This window comes from Roseibium marinum (assembly GCF_002906165.1).
Lineage (GTDB): Bacteria > Pseudomonadota > Alphaproteobacteria > Rhizobiales > Stappiaceae > Roseibium > Roseibium marinum.
The window spans coordinates 195,135-211,546 of the sequence record NZ_PPCN01000004.1 but is presented as its reverse complement, the minus strand read 5'-3'; the positions used below and the strand labels follow the sequence as shown (position 1 = coordinate 211,546).

At 59.5% G+C, this 16,412-nt stretch carries 21 protein-coding genes; 10 read left to right on the top strand and 11 right to left on the bottom strand.

What is annotated here, in order from left to right:
• Positions 1–262: 262 nt before the first annotated feature.
• The 4 genes from gpt to CLV41_RS11980 form a co-directional block, all read right to left on the bottom strand.
• Entirely contained in the window at positions 263–772 is a 510-nt protein-coding gene (gene gpt / locus CLV41_RS11995) for a xanthine phosphoribosyltransferase (protein ID WP_103222562.1), read from the bottom strand.
• A gap of 15 nt (positions 773–787) precedes the next feature.
• Entirely contained in the window at positions 788–1,531 is a 744-nt protein-coding gene (locus CLV41_RS11990) for a competence/damage-inducible protein A (RefSeq protein ID WP_103222561.1), read from the bottom strand.
• 123 nt (positions 1,532–1,654) lie between these two features.
• Positions 1,655–2,857 (bottom strand): FAD-dependent monooxygenase, encoded by a 1,203-nt coding sequence (locus CLV41_RS11985; RefSeq protein WP_103222559.1) that lies wholly within the window; start codon positions 2,855–2,857, stop codon positions 1,655–1,657.
• Positions 2,858–2,872: 15 nt separating this feature from the next.
• Positions 2,873–3,118, bottom strand: a complete 246-nt coding sequence (locus CLV41_RS11980) for a zinc-finger domain-containing protein (RefSeq protein WP_103222557.1) — start codon at positions 3,116–3,118, stop codon at positions 2,873–2,875.
• Positions 3,119–3,362: 244 nt separating this feature from the next.
• Here CLV41_RS11980 and CLV41_RS11975 point away from each other — a divergent pair, with 244 nt between their 5' ends.
• Entirely contained in the window at positions 3,363–4,118 is a 756-nt protein-coding gene (locus CLV41_RS11975; protein WP_103222555.1) for an alpha/beta fold hydrolase, read from the top strand.
• A 35-nt stretch (positions 4,119–4,153) separates the two neighbouring features.
• Positions 4,154–5,038, top strand: a complete 885-nt coding sequence (locus CLV41_RS11970; protein WP_103222554.1) for an alpha/beta fold hydrolase — start codon at positions 4,154–4,156, stop codon at positions 5,036–5,038.
• Between the two features lie 69 nt (positions 5,039–5,107).
• On the opposite strand, the gene CLV41_RS11965 is transcribed toward CLV41_RS11970, so the two are convergent.
• On the bottom strand, positions 5,108–5,920 hold the full coding sequence (locus CLV41_RS11965) for an enoyl-CoA hydratase-related protein (protein ID WP_103222553.1): 813 nt from the start codon (positions 5,918–5,920) through the stop codon (positions 5,108–5,110).
• 168 nt (positions 5,921–6,088) lie between these two features.
• On the opposite strand from CLV41_RS11965, the gene cysE reads away from it, so the two are divergent.
• Together cysE and CLV41_RS11955 are read left to right on the top strand one after the other, a co-directional pair.
• Positions 6,089–6,922, top strand: coding sequence for a serine O-acetyltransferase (gene cysE / locus CLV41_RS11960; protein WP_103222552.1), 834 nt, complete (start codon positions 6,089–6,091; stop codon positions 6,920–6,922).
• A 103-nt stretch (positions 6,923–7,025) separates the two neighbouring features.
• A complete protein-coding gene (locus tag CLV41_RS11955; protein WP_103222551.1) occupies positions 7,026–7,238 on the top strand; it encodes a DUF3126 family protein in 213 nt (70 codons plus the stop codon).
• 116 nt (positions 7,239–7,354) lie between these two features.
• Here CLV41_RS11955 and CLV41_RS11950 read toward each other — a convergent pair whose 3' ends face one another.
• Positions 7,355–8,068 (bottom strand): hypothetical protein, encoded by a 714-nt coding sequence (locus tag CLV41_RS11950; protein ID WP_103222550.1) that lies wholly within the window; start codon positions 8,066–8,068, stop codon positions 7,355–7,357.
• Positions 8,069–8,281: 213 nt separating this feature from the next.
• Here CLV41_RS11950 and CLV41_RS11945 point away from each other — a divergent pair, with 213 nt between their 5' ends.
• Together CLV41_RS11945 and CLV41_RS11940 are read left to right on the top strand one after the other, a co-directional pair.
• Positions 8,282–8,608, top strand: coding sequence for a DUF6949 family protein (locus CLV41_RS11945; RefSeq protein ID WP_103222549.1), 327 nt, complete (start codon positions 8,282–8,284; stop codon positions 8,606–8,608).
• Positions 8,609–8,614: 6 nt separating this feature from the next.
• Positions 8,615–9,142 (top strand): gamma carbonic anhydrase family protein, encoded by a 528-nt coding sequence (locus CLV41_RS11940; RefSeq protein WP_103222548.1) that lies wholly within the window; start codon positions 8,615–8,617, stop codon positions 9,140–9,142.
• Between the two features lie 162 nt (positions 9,143–9,304).
• Here CLV41_RS11940 and CLV41_RS11935 read toward each other — a convergent pair whose 3' ends face one another.
• The 3 genes from CLV41_RS11935 to CLV41_RS11925 form a co-directional block, all read right to left on the bottom strand.
• Positions 9,305–9,922, bottom strand: a complete 618-nt coding sequence (locus CLV41_RS11935) for a transglutaminase-like cysteine peptidase (RefSeq protein WP_103222778.1) — start codon at positions 9,920–9,922, stop codon at positions 9,305–9,307.
• A gap of 444 nt (positions 9,923–10,366) precedes the next feature.
• Positions 10,367–11,002 carry a PilZ domain-containing protein gene (locus tag CLV41_RS11930; protein WP_103222547.1) on the bottom strand — a complete coding sequence of 212 codons (636 nt, stop codon included), beginning with the start codon at positions 11,000–11,002 and terminating at the stop codon, positions 10,367–10,369.
• Positions 11,003–11,321: 319 nt separating this feature from the next.
• Positions 11,322–11,966, bottom strand: a complete 645-nt coding sequence (locus tag CLV41_RS11925) for a PAS domain-containing protein (protein ID WP_208987466.1) — start codon at positions 11,964–11,966, stop codon at positions 11,322–11,324.
• A gap of 741 nt (positions 11,967–12,707) precedes the next feature.
• Here CLV41_RS11925 and CLV41_RS11920 point away from each other — a divergent pair.
• Both CLV41_RS11920 and CLV41_RS11915 read left to right on the top strand, forming a co-directional pair.
• A complete protein-coding gene (locus tag CLV41_RS11920) occupies positions 12,708–13,493 on the top strand; it encodes a rhomboid family intramembrane serine protease (protein ID WP_103222545.1) in 786 nt (261 codons plus the stop codon).
• Positions 13,494–13,593: 100 nt separating this feature from the next.
• Positions 13,594–14,025, top strand: coding sequence for a CBS domain-containing protein (locus tag CLV41_RS11915; RefSeq protein ID WP_103222544.1), 432 nt, complete (start codon positions 13,594–13,596; stop codon positions 14,023–14,025).
• A gap of 79 nt (positions 14,026–14,104) precedes the next feature.
• On the opposite strand, the gene hisI is transcribed toward CLV41_RS11915, so the two are convergent.
• Positions 14,105–14,560 (bottom strand): phosphoribosyl-AMP cyclohydrolase, encoded by a 456-nt coding sequence (hisI, locus tag CLV41_RS11910; RefSeq protein WP_103222543.1) that lies wholly within the window; start codon positions 14,558–14,560, stop codon positions 14,105–14,107.
• 48 nt (positions 14,561–14,608) lie between these two features.
• Positions 14,609–15,244, bottom strand: coding sequence for a GTP cyclohydrolase I FolE (folE, locus tag CLV41_RS11905; protein ID WP_103222542.1), 636 nt, complete (start codon positions 15,242–15,244; stop codon positions 14,609–14,611).
• Positions 15,245–15,543: 299 nt separating this feature from the next.
• Between folE and CLV41_RS11900 the strand changes: the two genes are divergently transcribed.
• Both CLV41_RS11900 and yidD read left to right on the top strand, forming a co-directional pair.
• Positions 15,544–15,996: an iron-sulfur cluster assembly scaffold protein gene (locus CLV41_RS11900; RefSeq protein ID WP_103222777.1), complete on the top strand. Its 453-nt coding sequence runs from the start codon at positions 15,544–15,546 to the stop codon at positions 15,994–15,996.
• On the top strand, positions 15,993–16,373 hold the full coding sequence (gene yidD / locus CLV41_RS11895; RefSeq protein WP_408013809.1) for a membrane protein insertion efficiency factor YidD: 381 nt from the start codon (positions 15,993–15,995) through the stop codon (positions 16,371–16,373). The genes CLV41_RS11900 and yidD overlap by 4 nt, the downstream gene beginning before the upstream one ends.
• Positions 16,374–16,412: the final 39 nt, after the last annotated feature.

The following is a 16,412-nucleotide window of genomic DNA, read 5'->3' as shown; positions in this document are numbered from 1 at the left end:
TGATGGATTTTAGAGCGGAGTTCGGTTTGCAGGAAACGCGCGACAAGCTCCAAAGTTCTGATTTGACGTGATTTTGTTACCGGTCTTGAGTTTCCTCCCGAAATCTGGCCGGATTACGCACACGTAAAACGACCGGCCAGACGCAATGTCTGACCGGTCGCGGATAGCCTTAGCAGGATTATTCCGGCGGAAAAGTGGCAGGGCCTTCACCTTGCCGTGACCCCCTTGACCCAGAGGGTACGTGTGACAAATGTGCCGCTGCTTATCCGGCGCTGTCCTTTGCGAGCGGCGGCTGGAACTGCCATCCCATGTCCCAGGGAAAATAGATCCAGGTGTCCTGGGAAACCTCGGTGATGAAGGTATCGACCATGGGGACGCCGACCGGCTTTGCGTAGACGGTCGCGTAATGAGCTTTCGGCAGCATCTCGCGGACAACCTTGATGGTCTTGCCGGTGTCGACCAGATCGTCGATGACGAGGACGCCGCTGCCTTCACCCGCTTCCAGATCGACGACCTTGGGGTCGACCGGCTTGATCACCTTCAGTTCGCCCTGATTTTCATAATCATGATAGGAGGCGATACAGACGGTTTCGATTGTCCGGATACCGAGTTCGCGCGCGACAATACCTGCCGGAACCAGACCGCCGCGGGTGATGCAGACGATCGCCTTCCATTCGCCCTCGCTCGAAAGCCGCCAGGCGAGGGCGCGCGAATCCCGGTGAAACATGTCCCATGACACCGGAAATGCTTTGTTTTGAGCAGGGTTTTCCATATTTTTTCCTTCAGATTATCCTGACAGTTCGGCAACGGCCTTCGCAACGTCTTCCGCCGCAGCCTTCAGGATTGCCTCGTCCCGCGAACGGATGACGATCTGTGTGGTGAATTTTCCATTGTCGGCCTGGGGATAGGACCCGATGAGCGTTTGGGGATGCGTGTCCTGAATGGCGGCGAGCCGTTCCGCGATCCGGCTTTCCGGCATGTCGGCGGGAACGGTTTCCGACAGCATTTTCTTTCCGGTCGCGAGCGTCGGGGCGATCGCGTCCATCATGGCCTGCATGATGGCGGGCACCCCGGCCATGACATAGACATTGCCAATTTTGAAACCGGGAGCCTTCGAGACCTTGTTCTCGATCAGATCCGCGCCCTGGGGAATGCGCGCCATGCGCTGACGGGCGGGCGTGAACTGGCCGGGAGGATAATGCGCTTCCAGAATGGCCACGGCCCGGGGATCCAGGATCAACGGGACACCGAGCGCTTCGGCGATGCATTCGGCGGTGATATCGTCATGGGTGGGGCCGATGCCACCGGACGTGAAGACATAATCGTATCTGGCGCGCAGGGCGTTGACCGCCGCGGCAATCTCCTCCCGTTCGTCCGGCACGACCCTGGCTTCCTTGAGATCGATGCCGATCGATGTGAGGTAGTCGGCTGCAAAGCCGATGTTCCTGTCCTTGGTACGGCCAGAGAGGATTTCGTCTCCGATAACCAGGAATGCAGCGGTTACGACGTTGTCTGCCTTCTGACCGGTCATCTTGGAACTCCCTGAAATTCGGATGGGATTGGCTTTATCCCAGCTTACCCTACAGCTCAAGCATTAGGGTCCGTAGCCTAGGTCATTGGCTCATAAATGAACATGAAATGGCTTGAGGCGGTTTCAATCCGAGGGTGACCAGCCGTAGACATCGTCAAACCGGGCGGCCAGGGTTTCAGGATCCGACAGGTTCAGGACCGTGTCACGGGCGAACTCCCTTATGCCGGAGTAGTGGAAAACCTTTGCGTTGCGAAAGGCTATGCCCTGAATACGGGTGACCCTTGGCTTGCGTTCGCGCTCAAAGGCTCGCAGCGCGGCGGGAATATTGCCGATATCCGGCGGCAGATGCCTCGCCAGGACGGCGGCGTCTTCGATCGCCATCGCGGCTCCCTGCGCCATGTAGGGCAGCATCGCGTGTGCCGCGTCGCCCATCAGCGCGACGTGACCATGGGTCCAGGGTCCGGACGCGTCCACACTGCACAGCGCCCATTTCAACCAATTTTCGGCTTTGCCGAGCAGGGTGCGGACTTCGGACGGCCAGTCCCGGAATACGTGAAGGACGGTTTTCGTATCCGCCCTGGCCGACCATGTCTCGTCTCTCCAGGCTTCTTCCGCCAGACCCACGATGTTCAGTTCCCGCCCGCCTCTTACCGGATAATGAACAAGATGGGAGTCCCGGTGCATCCACAGACCGGAATCCTTTCTCCAGTTGGCGGGGGCGGCCTCGATCGGGATTGTCGCCCGGTAGGCGACCTGACCGCTGAACCGTGCGTTTTCATGACCCGGGATAATTCGCCGGGTCCTGGACCAGACCCCGTCGGCACCGACAAGGGCCTTGCAGGCGAGGTTTGCGGTCACTTCATCGTTTTGATAGATGCAGGACAGGTGATCGTAGGGGGATGGCTCCAGCCCCAGCACCTCGGTGGCGAGGCGGGTCGTAATTCCCGGTGTCCGCTCCACCCGTTCCAGCAGGACGCGCTGCAGGTCCGCCCGGTGGATCACCCAGAACGGAAATCCGTGGCGTTCCTTGAGGAAATCGCCGAAGCGCACGCGGCCCAGTTGGCGACCGGATTTTCCCGACCGGATCCTCAGATAGTCCGGGGCGCAGACATGCGGCTCCAGGGCGTCCAGCACGCCGATCCGGTCCAGAACCGAACACGCATTCGGGGAAAGCTGCAGTCCCGCTCCGACTTCCGAAAGCCCAGCGGCCTTGTCCATCAGGACGATTTCATGACCTTGCTGGCGCAGCGCAAGGGCGGCGGTGAGGCCACCGATACCGGCCCCGGCGATCACGATCGGCTGAAGGGCATCCCCGGTCTGGGTCATGGAGCCGCTTTCAGGTCAGGCTGCGGCCGGTGTCCAGGTGCAGTCCACCGGCGAGGATTCGTGCGCCGTCAATGTGGCGTCGAACTTGTAAAGCGTGGAGCAATAGGGGCAGACGATTTCCTTCTCGCTGCCCATGTCCAGAAAGACGTGAGGATGATCGAAAGGGGGATTTGCGCCGATGCACATGAACTCATGGGCACCGATCGCAACTGAATCATGTCCGCTCGAGTTCTGAAAATGCGGGACAACGTGATCCGCCATTGTCACATTCCTCTCAATACCGGGGGTCTTTGTCGCAGACCCCGATAGCAAATTTTTCAAACCATATCCATTCGTTAAATAAAAGGGTAGGGGGTGAAGGCTGCGGTCCACCGCCGCAGAGCCCGCCGGGTTGTGGCGCCGTTTATCGCCTTGTTGTCCAATTCGCCTTTGCCATCAGTGCGCAAACCTCCTAGTTTAACCGTGACTTTTTGATTTTCCGTTTACGTAAAGGTCAGTAGCATTCATGCCTCAGTTTGAATTCGATGGAGTGAGGATCGCATATCTCGACGAGGGGCAGGGGGATCCGATCCTGCTGATTCACGGGTTTGCGTCAAACAAACAGGTGAACTGGATCTATCCTGGCTGGGTCGATCTCCTTGTAAAGGACGGCCGGCGGGTGGTCGCCATCGACAACCGCGGACATGGAGAGAGCCAGAAATTTTACGATCCGGCAGCCTATGGCGCACCGGTCATGGCGGAAGACGCACGCCATCTGCTCGATCATCTGGAGATCGAACAGGTCGATGTCATGGGCTATTCGATGGGCGCAAGGATTTCGGCGTTCCTCACGCTCAACCATCCCGGCCGTGTCCGCCGGGCGGTATTCGGCGGCCTGGGCTACGGCATGGTTTCAGGTGTGGGCGATCCCGAGCCGATCGCGGCCGCGCTTGAAGCGGATCGTCTGCAGGACGTTTCCGACCGGACCGGCCGCGCCTTCCGGGCATTTTCCGACCAGACCGGCTCCGACCGGCGGGCCCTTGCTGCCTGCATGCGGTCCTCTCGGCAGAAGATCAGCGAAGCGGATGTCGCGCGGATCGAGCGGCCGGTCCTCGTTGCCGTGGGAACCAGGGACGATATTGCCGGATCGCCGCAGAAACTGGCGGATCTCATGCCGCATGCGGAGGTTCTGGATATCCCGGGGCGCGACCACATGGTGGCGGTCGGGGACAAGGTCTACAAACAGGGCGTTCTGGCGTTTCTGAACAATGTGGACGCCTGAGCAGCAGCATGGATAGCGGTCACACGGGAGGTGTCATGGAACCGAAACGCATCGAATTTCGCGGCGCCGAGAACAACAGGCTGGTTGCCGACCTCTACGGAGAGGGTGGGCAACCGGTGATCATGCTGCATGGCGGTGGTCAGACGCGACACTCCTGGGATGCCGCGTCCCGGCGGATCGCCGGCCTCGGTCATCCGGTTTATGCGCTCGATCAGCGCGGTCACGGCGAGAGTGACTGGGTTGAAAGCGGCAATTACGGCTTTTTCGACTTCGCGAAGGACCTTGCCGCGGTGACGCGGGAGGTCCATTCCCGTCACGGCGCGAAGCCGGTCGTCGTTGGAGCATCGCTCGGCGGTTTTGCGGGCATGCTGGCCGAAGGCCTGGAAAATACCGGCGGGCTGGCGGCGCTGGTTCTGGTGGATATCACGCCGCGGATCGACATGGGCGGCGTCAGCAAGATACTCGGGTTCATGGGTGAGCGGGTCGAGGAAGGCTTTGCGAGTGTCGAGGAGGCCTCGGATGCGATCGCACGCTATCTGCCAAACAGGGCACGTCCGAAAGACCTCTCCGGGCTCTCCAAGAACCTGCGGCTTCATGACGACGGCAGGCTGCGCTGGCACTGGGACCCGGCGTTTTTGCAATCGCGGCAGCATCAGGATGCCGAGGTATCGGCATCGATGCAGGAGGAGGTGCTGGCCGCCACGTCCAATCTCACCCTTCCGGTCCTGCTCATTCGCGGTCAGAATTCGGAATTGGTCTCCCTTGACCATGTCCGGGAGTTTCGCGAGCGGGTTCCGCAGGCAAGGTTCACGGACATCCGCGACGCCGGACACATGGTGGCCGGTGACAAGAACGATGTCTTCGCTGCCGCCGTCGAGGAGTTTCTGCTCGATCTGAAAGCCGGTGCTGCGATCGCCTGATGGACAAAATTGACGTTACGTCAGTTGCTTGTGCGGTTCTTTTAAGAAATTGATTCCGGCATGCTGCGTTCACAGCCCCTTGAACAACGGAGTCCGCTTTTCCAGGAAAGCCTTGCACCCCTCGCGGTAGTCTTCACTGTCAACGCAGATGCGGGCGTTGGTCTGCGCATCGCTCAGATCGGCGGCCTGTGTGGGCCACGCCAGTTGGTTCAAGGCATGTTTGGCCGCCTTGAGCAACAACGGCGCGTTGGCGGCAATCCTTTCGCACAAGGCCGTGAGGCGGCTGTCGAGACCGGCGTCCTCCACGACTTCGTCGATCAGGCCGATTGCCAGGGCCTTTTCCGCTGGAATGCGTTCCGCCGTGAACAGCAGGTGTTTGGCATCGGAAACCGAAACGGCTTCCAGCAGATCCGCGAGCGCTTCGGGCGGATAGGCAAGGCCCAGTCTGGCCGCCGGTATACTGAAGACGGACGGCCGGGCGGCGATCCTGATATCGCAGGCAAGGGCGAGGCCGAGCCCGCCCCCAAGACAGGGGCCGTTGATGGCGGCAATGACCGGCACCGGAAGGGCCTTCAGGGACTGGAACGCGGCCACGTTGATGTCGTCGTAGCGCCTGGCGGCTTCCGGTGTTGAGCGAATGGCCTCGAATTCCGATATATCCGCACCGGCGCAGAAACTTTCGCCGCCGGCACCCCTGACGATGCAGACACGGACAGCCGGGTTCTTGCGGATAGTCTCCATCAGGTCGGGGATACGTTGCCAGGCGGCGAGGGGGAGCGCGTTTTTTCGATCCGGCGCGTTTATCAGCAATTCTGCCACCGGTCCGTTGACACTCAGGAGCGGATTGGCTGAAACTCCGGTCTGCGGGCTGACGGTCGGCATCGTTCGTCCTCGATGGTTCGCTTTGGAATTACAGGATGCTGGAAATTTTAAGATTTCAGCGTTCATAACAGGGTTTCATATCTGATATCAGCAAGTTTGATTTTGGAATATCAGGCGACAGTCCTATTTTAAGGGCTCGAACATGACGGCTTGAAAAGGAGACAGGCCATGTCGGCACCAATCAGCAAGTCCGACCAGCGCGTTGCGACCCACGACCCGGTTTGGCAGAAGCTGCGGGAAGAGGCGCAGGATATGGTTGCCGCGGAGCCGGCCCTGGCGTCTTTCGTCTATGAGACCGTTCTCAATCACGAAAGTCTGGAAGAAGCAGTCGTCCATCGCCTCGGGGATCGTCTGGGCAGGGACATCGTCTCGGCGTCGCTGATCCGTCAGACCTATCTGGAGGCACTGGCGGACGAACCGGAGCTCGCCGAGATCTTCCGCGTGGATATCGTTGCCGTTTTCGACCGCGACCCGGCCTGCTTCCGCTACCTTGAGCCGGTTCTCTATTTCAAGGGGTTCCATGGACTCCAGACGCACCGGTTGGCGCACTGGCTGTGGCGTCAGGGGCGCCGGGATTTTGCCCTTTACCTGCAAAGCCGGGCCTCCGAGGTCTTCCAGATCGACATTCACCCGGCCGTACCGGTCGGGCGCGGCATTTTCATCGATCATGGCACCGGTATCGTCGTCGGCGGTACCGCCGAAATCGAGGATGACGTTTCGATCCTGCAGGGTGTGACCCTTGGCGGGACGGGCAAGGAAGGCGGCGACCGCCATCCGAAGATCCGCCATGGTGTCCTGCTCGGTGCGGGTGCGAAGGTACTCGGTAATCTGGAGATCGGCCATTGCTCGAGGATCGCCTCGGGATCGGTGGTGCTGGCGGACGTCCCTGCGAACACCACGGTTGCGGGTGTGCCGGCCAGAATTGTCGGCAAGGCGGGCTGCGCGGAACCCGCCCGCAGCATGAACCAGCTTCTGGGCGAAGACGCGGTCCATCCGGACTGACAACAGGAAGACGGGGATAGACGGCGGAAAAGCTTTGGCATTTCCCTCCCGTCTTGTAGGGTCCGCGCCGCATATGCAGAATGAAGACTATTAGGAGAGCGCCTTGAAACCCGATGAAATCCGCAAGATCGAAGCTTACCTTCGCTCGAAATTCGAGTTGGTCAGCCTTCAGGTGCGTGCCCGTCCGATCAAGGACGACTCCGCGGAAGTTTATATCGGCGACGAATTTATCGGCGTGATCTTCCGGGACGACGAGGACGATGATCTCAGCTGGAACTTCCAGATGGCCATTCTGGAAATCGATCTGGAGGGTTGAGCCCGGGTTGATATCAGTGCGGACAAGAAAACAGGCGGCCCTTGCAAAAGGCCGCCTTTTTCATGAGGTGGCTGTCCTCTCGGCCAGGATTATCCCGCGATGCGGGTTTGTGCCGGTCAGCGGACCCTGAAACTGTCGATTTTCCGGAGGATGGCGTTGTCCAGTTGCCGCCAGTCAGGCAGAAGGTCTCGAGCGAACCGGTAACGCAGCTCAAGTCCCGAGGACAGCAGGATCGCGCGATTGCAAATTGTGTCATCTTCATTCGATGGCTGCTTGAGGCAGCGGGCGATGAACCCGTTTTGAACCGATGGATCGTAGACGATCAGCTCGGTTCGCGATGCGCCGCGCGACGAAAGGTTGAGTATCTTCAATCCGTCGGGGCCCGCCAATTCTCCACCCCGGGCAAGACGCCGGTAAAACGGGTCCATCCGGGCTCGGAGGCTCTCCCTGCCCGGATTGTGTTCCAGCTCGACCTGAATGGTGCCGGAAAGCCGGGACGGACCGGCGTTCGCGCGGGGCGCTCCCCCGTGACCGGCAAGGCCGGGCCAGCTCATCGCAAGACGCAGGATGTCGAACCGGTTGTTTTTTTCGGGCAACTGGCGGTGCGCGCTGACAAGATAGTCCGATGGAACGCGGAACCGCGCCGCTCCGACGGTCAGGGAAACGGGTCCATCGCCGGGAATAACGGCAGCATTGTCGTGCCAGATCTTCGACCAGTAAGTTACCCGGGTGGCAATGTGCGCCGCGCCGAGAATGCAGATCGCCAGGGCAAGATATGTGAAACGGCGGGTCTGAAGCCCGATCGGCGCGGGCAGCGAGAGCGGTATCACCGGTCAGACTCCAATGCGGAAACTGCGCGGTTCTGGGACATCTTGTCCTGAATCGGAACAGACGTCCCGCTCGGGGATGTTTCTGTCGAGGGCCGAAGTGGCCGTTTTACAGGGATTACGCCCATTTGCCCTTCCGGCACAGTCTTTGCTCTTGACCCTTTAGGATTTCTTAATCACTTTCCGGACGGAAGAGTTAACAAGGGGTTAACGGGCGTGTTTTTCGATCTACTTCTCGTTGGATATATCGCATGCGCCGGGTTTGTGGCCGCGGGTGTGCTCGGCAGTCTCTATCAGCTGGTCACGAGAGAACCGCCGCGCTTCAATTTCGCGGGAGAGAGCGTCATGGCGTTTCTGACTGGCGTTGTGATGTGCATCTTCGCGGGGCCGTTCATCATCATGCGCAACGCCATACGCGGGCGGCGTATGGAAAACAGGCCCCTGGGCTGGCTGGTCGCGTCCTCCACAATCGCCGGGATGTGGAGCATGTGTTCCGGTATCATGGTGATGAATGTCGCACTTGTCCTCGTCGGCTATTCGTGAGGTCCCATGCCGGTTTTCGCGCTTGAGGGCCGCAGGCCCGCCTTTCCCGGTAACGGTGAATACTGGATTGCCCCGACCGCCACGCTGATGGGGGATATCCGCCTGTTGGAAGAGGCAAGCGTCTGGTTCGGGGCCATCCTGCGCGGCGACAACGAACCCATCACGGTCGGTCCGCGCTCGAATGTACAGGACGGCTGTGTCTTCCACACGGATTTGGGCTTTCCGTTGACCATCGGCGCGGGCTGTACCATTGGCCACAAGGCCATTCTTCACGGCTGCACCATCGGGGACAATTCCCTCGTTGGCATGGGCGCCACCATCCTGAACGGTGCGGTGATCGGTGAAAACTGTATCATCGGCGCGAATGCCCTGATCAGGGAAGGCAAGGAAATTCCCGACAACTCTCTGGTCGTCGGCATGCCGGGTAAGGTCATCCGGACGCTGAGCGAAGAGGCGGTGGACGGTCTGCGCAAATCAGCCGAAGGCTATGTCCGCAACTGGCGGCGCTTCAAGGCGGGATTGAGCGAGATTTGAACAGCCTGCCATGATCGGAAAAGGCGGAAGCCGGCCTGCGGGGGCAGGCCGGCTTCCTGGATCCGGTCGTGGTAGGGATGGGGAGGGTGGGGACGCGACCGGATTGTCCAAGCGGTTCGGCGAACCGAACCAATCCCTATCCTGTTGTGGCCGGTTGCGGCCTTATCTGGACACGCTGCTGACCGTCGTGACACGGGTGTCGGAAATGCCCGTCCAGACCACGGTCGAGCTGGCCGACTGGCGTTTGATGTAGCGGTAAGGTGTCGAATACCATGGCAGAACCGCCTCGATCTGATTGTCGAGGATCACGTCTCCGTGGTCGGTCCTGACTGTCAGCACCGCGTGCCCCGAATTCTTGACGTCCTTGGCAACAGTGATCAGAAGCGCGCTTCTGGGCCAACCCGCCTCAACAAGGACGCGCTGTTTTTCCAGAACGTATTCCTCGCAGTCGCCATAGCCCTCGACCGGATAGGTCCAGCGTTCGGCCTCGCCGAAGAGATCCTCGTCGGTCATCGGCCGGACACGCCGGTTGACCTCGGTGTTGATGTCGATGAGTTCCTGCCAGCGCGCTTCGTCCAGGCGCACCACGACCGGTTCGTAACGTTCTTTCGGGCAGGCCCAGGCGTAGTCGCGGCAGAACTGCTTGTGACCGATGGGGGCTTTCACCACCGTGTTCATCTCCATGAAACGGCCGGGGTCGGCACTGGCGGCGGTCCCTGTCATCAGGGCAGCCGGCATCATCATGGCGGATGCTATCAAGATCTTTCGAAGTAAACTCATCGTTTCGCCCTCCCCAAGGCTGACGTAACGATGCATCCAGTCGTTTTACTTCAAGAAAATCTCGGTTGTAAAATAGTAATAGAATTCTAGATTTGTTTTATCTAAGTTATAATTTTATTTGATACTTGTTTTAGCTAAGTTGTAGTCGAATTTTCATAAAATTCGACATATCCTCCATAAGTGTCTGAAATTTAAGAGATGCAGTGTTCGAAGCCCGGAAATTGCGAGGACGGCGAGTGCGGATTAGCCACCGTTCAGCGCGCATGGCAAGCGCGTTTCGCGGCTTCGCGGTCCCGAAAAATTTTTACAGGTTTGCGTGAAAAAAAGTCGGTGCGCACCGGAAGGATTGCACGCATTACCGCAATATGAAGCGGGATGAGCCGATTTGTCCGGAAAGCAGGTGCCGGACCCGAGGGTCCGTGCCCTGAAATCGATGATCAGAAATCAACTGTCGCCGGAAGACGAGATATGCTGTTCCAGAATGTCGCGGTTCTGGACTGCGGCGAACTCCACCGCTATGCCACCCTCGATGGGCCGGACAACGCGGGCATGCATCTTGCCCAGGGTTATTGCGTCGCCCATATGCGGCATGATTTCGGTCGCGATTGCCGCTCCGGACAGGGAGACGTCGATAATACGGCACATGTGCTCGGAACCGTCCGGCAGGATCATTCGGGTCATCGGGTTCTTCGGCACGAAGCGGTCGTGACGACGGTCTTCGGGAAGATTGAGCTCATCCCTGTTGGCCAGCCATGTCAGGACATTGGCGATCTTGTCGCGCTTGCGCGCCGTGTTCCGCAGTTCGACGGCAAAGCCTCCGTCAACCAGGCGGGAGATCTGCCCTTCCACACGGCTCAGATGGTCGAGGTAGGCGATCACACGTTCGCCGACGCGTCCGGTAACAGGCGTGATCATCGCCATTCCGCCGGGAGACATGTCGATCACCTGACAAGGATATTCGCGGCGGTCCTCAAGCATGAACCGGCCCAGAATGTTGACCTGAACCCGTTGATGTCGCCGGCGATCAGTGACTTGAAGCGATCTGCTTCCCTCTGGTGCTGTTGCCAATCCGGCGCCCATGCCTGTTTTTCCAATACCGTGCGGGACCCGCACTGCCTCCGGCCGGGAAGGGATTCCCGGTATTTATCTTAAGCACTTTAGGCAGTTGAGGTTAACGATGTGTAAGAGTTTAGCCTACAGATCGCTCAGGTCTAGGGTCAGGACACATTAATTTCTCTTCCACGGAGCAAAACACGAGGAAGACGGAAGGAAGGGTTGAAATAACGATTAGAAATTGAAGTTTCCAAGGGCGCAACTTTTCATGCCGCATCCCTTCAGTCCGAGCGCCGCTGGTCCGGACCGGCCGGTCCAGCGGTGCAGCAATGGAGTCCGCCCGGCGCTACGGTTTGCCACCGGAATAAACGGTCAGATGACCGACTTTCTTTTCGGCGCCCCGCGGGAGCGGCGGTGTCGGCATGGTCATCCCTTCCGCGGTGAAGCGCGGAAGAATCGGATTGAGTGTTGCCCGTTGTTCCATGAAATAGGGACGTTCGTCGGGCCAGACCAGGCGCAGGCTGCTTATGGATTGGTTGAGGATCGGATGCAGTCCGATCCAGTAGGGTTTTTCCATCGGCGTGCAGCTTCCCAGAATGCGGATGCGTCCTTCGCCGGGAACGTTGAGCGGTACCAGCAGCATTTCCATCTGCAGGACCTGGCCGCGTTCCGCCTGGCCGTTCACACCGATGACCGCCGCGGCTGCGTCCTCGGAGATGGCCGCGATCAGGCTCTCAAGGGCTTCCCGGTCCTTGGTGCTCCAGCCGCGCAGGAAATTGCGGCCCTTCAGCTCCCGGCAATGCGCCGAGCACAGCCGGGTTCCGGCAAGGCGATATCGGACATCCTGCGGATTGTTCACCTCAAGGATGAACGTATCTCCCAGAAGACCGCGAATCTCACCCGGATCGACTTCACTGCGGTTAGGAGCGGGGCGCGCGCCGCGCAGATTGTCCCAGTAGGAATAAAGGGTTTGCGTTACGCCGTGTTTCATCTTGTTTCGCCTCTTCGCCATTCTTTCGTCCGGTGTTCCGTCTCAAGACACTGTCTGTTTCAAAACGGGACGAATGTTCTTCCCTGTTGGTTTCTGGCTGATGCTAAGCAGGCGGTGTGCCAAGTCGGCGGATCGAGGGTTTTCCTGAATTCTGGCGGCTTTATTAAGGTTAAATTCCGGTAAAGCTTGTTTTGCGCCGCGGACGCTGGCAGCTTAACGTTCTGTTCACGACAAGTTGCGGGTGGGAGGAAGCCGCCGTTTTCCAGGCTGCGAACCGGAAGAAATGGCCGCAAAAGGCACACCGGGAAAAACAGACGCCGGAGAACCCGTGAACGACTTACCTGGGCGGCACGTGTGGGGACGCGACCGTTTCAAGGGGGGCATGGCGAAGCGCTGGTCATCCGTTCGATGGCTGGCGCTTCGTTTTTTTGTTCTTGTACCAAAGAGTGTCGACTATGACTCATCAGACCGCGTTTGGAGGCCCATTCACGCCCGCCGGACTTCGTTGCACCGCTCGCCCGGTCAACCGGACCGCGCTACGCGATGCGCCTCGCCGGTAGACGGCAATGGGCCATCAGAGCGGTCACAAGCAATACTCTTTGGTATTATGATCCCGCATTCGCTCGAACGCGGATAAGATGCCCCTTGGCGCTTCAAGATCGATCAACTTTTCTGCTGTCATATGGGACGATCTGAAAGCAGGTTGCTCCGGAAGAAAAATCAGTCAAAGGCACAGGGTCCATGAACGTCTACAAATTCGATGAAGAGCGCGCCCGGCGTGAGCAAAACGGGCAGGAAAGGGGACCTCAGCCACCTTCCGCTCCACCTGTGTTCAATCTTCCCGATGTCATCGTCTGGCTCGGAGGGGCGATGATCGCAATCCATGTGCTGCGGACTTACGTGTTGCCGTTGAGCTGGGACAACTGGATCATTTACCTTTTCGCCTTCTGGCCGGCCAAATATGCCGCATTCTCGAGCCTGAGCCCGCTCGACATGGCTTCCAGCGTCTGGAGCAGCGTCACTTACAGCCTGCTGCATGGCGGCGCGATGCATATCATCTTCAATCTGCTTTGGATGGCGATCTTCGGCAGCGCCGTCGCGCGCCGTTTCGGAACAATGCGGTTTCTGGTCTTCTCCGCCCTGTGTTCGATAGGCGGGGCCGCCGCGCATCTGGCAACCCATTGGGGTGAAACCGCGCCGATGATCGGCGCCTCGGCCGCGGTTTCCGGCCAGATGGCGGCCGCAATCCGGTTCGTTTTCGAACTTGGCGGTCCGCTGGGAGCCTTCCGGCGCTCCGACCAGGGCGCCTATTCCGTTCCCGCTCAGCCGCTGGCCGACTGTTTCCAGAACCGGCAGGTGCTGGTGTTCGTTGCCGTATGGTTTGGCCTGAACCTGTTTTTCGGCATCATGAGCGGTCCGGTCGCCGGCCAGCCGGCCAGCGTCGCCTGGCAGGCGCACATCGGCGGATTTGTCGCCGGCCTCGCGCTTTTCCCCTTTCTGGATCCGGTTCCCCGGCGGCGAATTTAACTGGTTGTCACCTCAACGGTTTGCGTGAACGGTTTTTTTTGCCATGATACGCGTGCCCCGTGTGAAACGGGCCGGTTGATGCCATGGGAGAGGTGCAAAAATGACCGTTGCCGCAATCTTGAGTGGAAAAGGCCACGACACGATCACTGTGCGCAGTGACGTGTTGTTGAGCGAAGTTTGTGAAACCCTGGCAAAACACAAGATCGGTGCTGTCGTTGTCTGCGACGGCAACGAGGCGATCGAAGGGATTGTGTCCGAACGCGACATCGTCCGTGTCGTCGGAACGCAGGGTGAGTCGGCGCTCAAGCTTCCAGTTTCCAGCGTCATGACAAAGGATGTCATGACCTGCACGGAAGAAAACAGTGTCAACGAGGTGATGGCACGGATGACCAAGGGGCGCTTCCGGCATATGCCGGTGGTCAAGAACGGCAAGCTCGCCGGTGTGATTTCCATCGGTGACGTGGTGAAATTCAAAATTGCGCAGGTCGAACTCGAAGCCGAACAGATGCGCAGTTACATCACGATGGCCTGAAAAAAGGCGGCCTGACAGGAAACGACCGGCCGGATGGGCCGGCTTTTCTCCGGGTTGCGGTGCCGCCGCTGACCGGCGGTTATACTTTCCCGTAGACATCCTGCGGGTCATAGACCCTTTCGGCTTCGACTTTTTCAAGGCGCAGCGGGCCTGTGTCGGGCGCGACGATCTTGCGGTAGAAACACGACCTGTAACCGACGTGACATGTGGCGCCGTTGCCGGCAACGGATACCTTGAGCACGAGAGCATCCTGATCGCAGTCGGTGAGGATTTCGTGAACGCTCTGGATCTGGCCCGAGGTCTCGCCCTTCTTCCAGAAGCTCTGGCGCGAGCGGCTCCAGTACCAGGCCTCTCCGGTGTCGATCGTGCGTTGCAGCGCTTCGGCGTTCATGTAGCCGACCATGAGCACATCGCCGGTGGCGATATCCGTCACGACCGCTGCAATCAGGCCGTCGGCATCGAATTTCGGCATCAGGAGATCGCCGTCTTCGACCGCTTTCTTGTCGCCGCGCTCGGAAAATTCAGTTTGAGACATCTGGGAGAAGCCCTTGCCAGAAGATAAAGACCGGCAGGGGCGGGAACCTTAAAAGCCCTTGCCGCGTACCAGGGTCATGAATTTGGCCTGCTCGGCCGGATCGTCCTGGAACACGCCGGTGAATTGGGTGGTGATCGTGGAGACCCCCGGTTTTTGCACGCCGCGCATGGTCATGCACTGATGCTCTGCTTCCAGCATCACGGCAAGGCCGCGCGGTGCCAGCGTATCGTCAATGACCGATGCGATCTGCGCCGTCAAGTTCTCCTGGGTCTGCAACCGCTTGGCGTAGATATCGACAACGCGGGCAAGTTTTGAAAGCCCGACGACCCCTTCAGCCGGATAGTAGGCGATATGCGCCTCGCCGATGAAGGGCAGCATGTGATGCTCGCAGTGGGAGTGGAACGGGATGCCGCGTACAACGACGATGTCCCGATACCCGCCGACATCCTCGAACGTCCGCTCAAGATGTTCCGCAGGGTCCTCGTAATAACCGCTGTAGAGCTGGCTCAGGGCCTTGACGACCCGCTTGGGCGTGTCGGCCAGGCCTTCCCGGTCCGGGTCGTCGCCCGTCCATGCAAGGATCGTGCGCACGGCGGCCTCCGCCTCTTCCCGGCTCGGGCGATGCAACTGGTCCGGGGTCTTGCGTTCAAGTGGTTTTGCTACCGGCTTGAGGACGGCGTCCATGGAAATCCTCGCAATATTACCTTTGTCACTCGTCATACGGCGCTCGTTGGTGCACAGATCAAGACATCCAATGATAAAGATCGGGTTTTCACGCCGCGGATCCTTATCATACTCCGTCCAAAAGCCAACTCACAGTCTCCGGGCGGTGCTGGCCGGTTGCAAGCGCCTATGCGTCTCTTGCAATCACCGGCTGCGACCACTCAGCCCCTTGCGAAATTGCCGTGGCGTCTGATCTATATATATGAAAGATGTGCGCCATCAATGTGTCGCGTATCACAGGCATTCACGAAGAGGCGAGTATGCTCGACGATATCTACAACGCCAGGATACTGGAATTTGCCGGAAATATCCCGCGGATCGGCCGTCTGGAGCATCCGGACGCGACCGCGAAGGCGCATTCCAAACTCTGCGGCTCGACCGTTCTCGTCGATCTTTGCGTGAAGGACGGAGTGGTGACGGATTTCGCTCATGACGTAAAGGCCTGCGCGCTCGGTCAGGCGTCTTCCGCCATCATGGCGCAAAATGTCGTCGGGTCGACGGCCGAGGAGTTGCGCGATGTCCGCGACACCATGCGCGCGATGTTGAAGGAAGGCGGAACCCCGCCGGGGGGACGCTTCGCCGACCTCAAATTCCTTGAACCGGTGAGAGAGTACAAGGCCAGGCATGCATCCACCATGCTGACATTCGACGCCGTGGTGGATGCGCTCGAGCAGATCGAGACCAAACAGAAAGAGGATGGCGCCGCGGCGTGAAGGCTGTGCGGCCCTCAATTGACATCATGTGTCCTTCCCCGAAACCCGGCATCGCTCCCGGCAGGCCGCTCTCCATCGCGGGACGGGCCGCGATCGGACTGATCTGGATCTACCGCCATTCCCTGTCCCTTGTCATGGGGCGGGGCTGCCGCTACGCGCCGACCTGTTCGGACTATACCGAGCAGTCCATCCGCAGCTTCGGCTTCTGGGCGGGCGGCTGGATCGGATTGGCGCGGATCCTCAGATGCAATCCCTGGGGGGCTTCGGGTTTTGACCCCGTGCCGGAAAGACTGCCGGGAAACGCCCATTGGTGGCAGCCCTGGCGCTACGGCCACTGGACGGGCCGGCATATCCCCGACGAACACCGATTGGACTGAGCTGACCCTGGAATTGCACGGCAGGGTTTGTTGTCCTTG

Bases quoted from the DNA above. Each gene is read 5' to 3' on its own strand.
- gpt (WP_103222562.1), bottom strand. From the start codon at position 772: ATGGAAAACCCTGCTCAAAACAAAGCATTTCCGGTGTCATGGGACATG.
- CLV41_RS11990 (WP_103222561.1), bottom strand. From the start codon at position 1,531: ATGACCGGTCAGAAGGCAGACAACGTCGTAACCGCTGCATTCCTGGTT.
- CLV41_RS11985 (WP_103222559.1), bottom strand. From the start codon at position 2,857: ATGACCCAGACCGGGGATGCCCTTCAGCCGATCGTGATCGCCGGGGCC.
- CLV41_RS11980 (WP_103222557.1), bottom strand. From the start codon at position 3,118: ATGGCGGATCACGTTGTCCCGCATTTTCAGAACTCGAGCGGACATGAT.
- CLV41_RS11975 (WP_103222555.1), top strand. From the start codon at position 3,363: ATGCCTCAGTTTGAATTCGATGGAGTGAGGATCGCATATCTCGACGAG.
- CLV41_RS11970 (WP_103222554.1), top strand. From the start codon at position 4,154: ATGGAACCGAAACGCATCGAATTTCGCGGCGCCGAGAACAACAGGCTG.
- CLV41_RS11965 (WP_103222553.1), bottom strand. From the start codon at position 5,920: ATGCCGACCGTCAGCCCGCAGACCGGAGTTTCAGCCAATCCGCTCCTG.
- cysE (WP_103222552.1), top strand. From the start codon at position 6,089: ATGTCGGCACCAATCAGCAAGTCCGACCAGCGCGTTGCGACCCACGAC.
- CLV41_RS11940 (WP_103222548.1), top strand. From the start codon at position 8,615: ATGCCGGTTTTCGCGCTTGAGGGCCGCAGGCCCGCCTTTCCCGGTAAC.
- CLV41_RS11935 (WP_103222778.1), bottom strand. From the start codon at position 9,922: ATGAGTTTACTTCGAAAGATCTTGATAGCATCCGCCATGATGATGCCG.
- CLV41_RS11930 (WP_103222547.1), bottom strand. From the start codon at position 11,002: ATGGGCGCCGGATTGGCAACAGCACCAGAGGGAAGCAGATCGCTTCAA.
- CLV41_RS11925 (WP_208987466.1), bottom strand. From the start codon at position 11,966: ATGAAACACGGCGTAACGCAAACCCTTTATTCCTACTGGGACAATCTG.
- CLV41_RS11920 (WP_103222545.1), top strand. From the start codon at position 12,708: ATGAACGTCTACAAATTCGATGAAGAGCGCGCCCGGCGTGAGCAAAAC.
- CLV41_RS11915 (WP_103222544.1), top strand. From the start codon at position 13,594: ATGACCGTTGCCGCAATCTTGAGTGGAAAAGGCCACGACACGATCACT.
- hisI (WP_103222543.1), bottom strand. From the start codon at position 14,560: ATGTCTCAAACTGAATTTTCCGAGCGCGGCGACAAGAAAGCGGTCGAA.
- folE (WP_103222542.1), bottom strand. From the start codon at position 15,244: ATGGACGCCGTCCTCAAGCCGGTAGCAAAACCACTTGAACGCAAGACC.
- CLV41_RS11900 (WP_103222777.1), top strand. From the start codon at position 15,544: ATGCTCGACGATATCTACAACGCCAGGATACTGGAATTTGCCGGAAAT.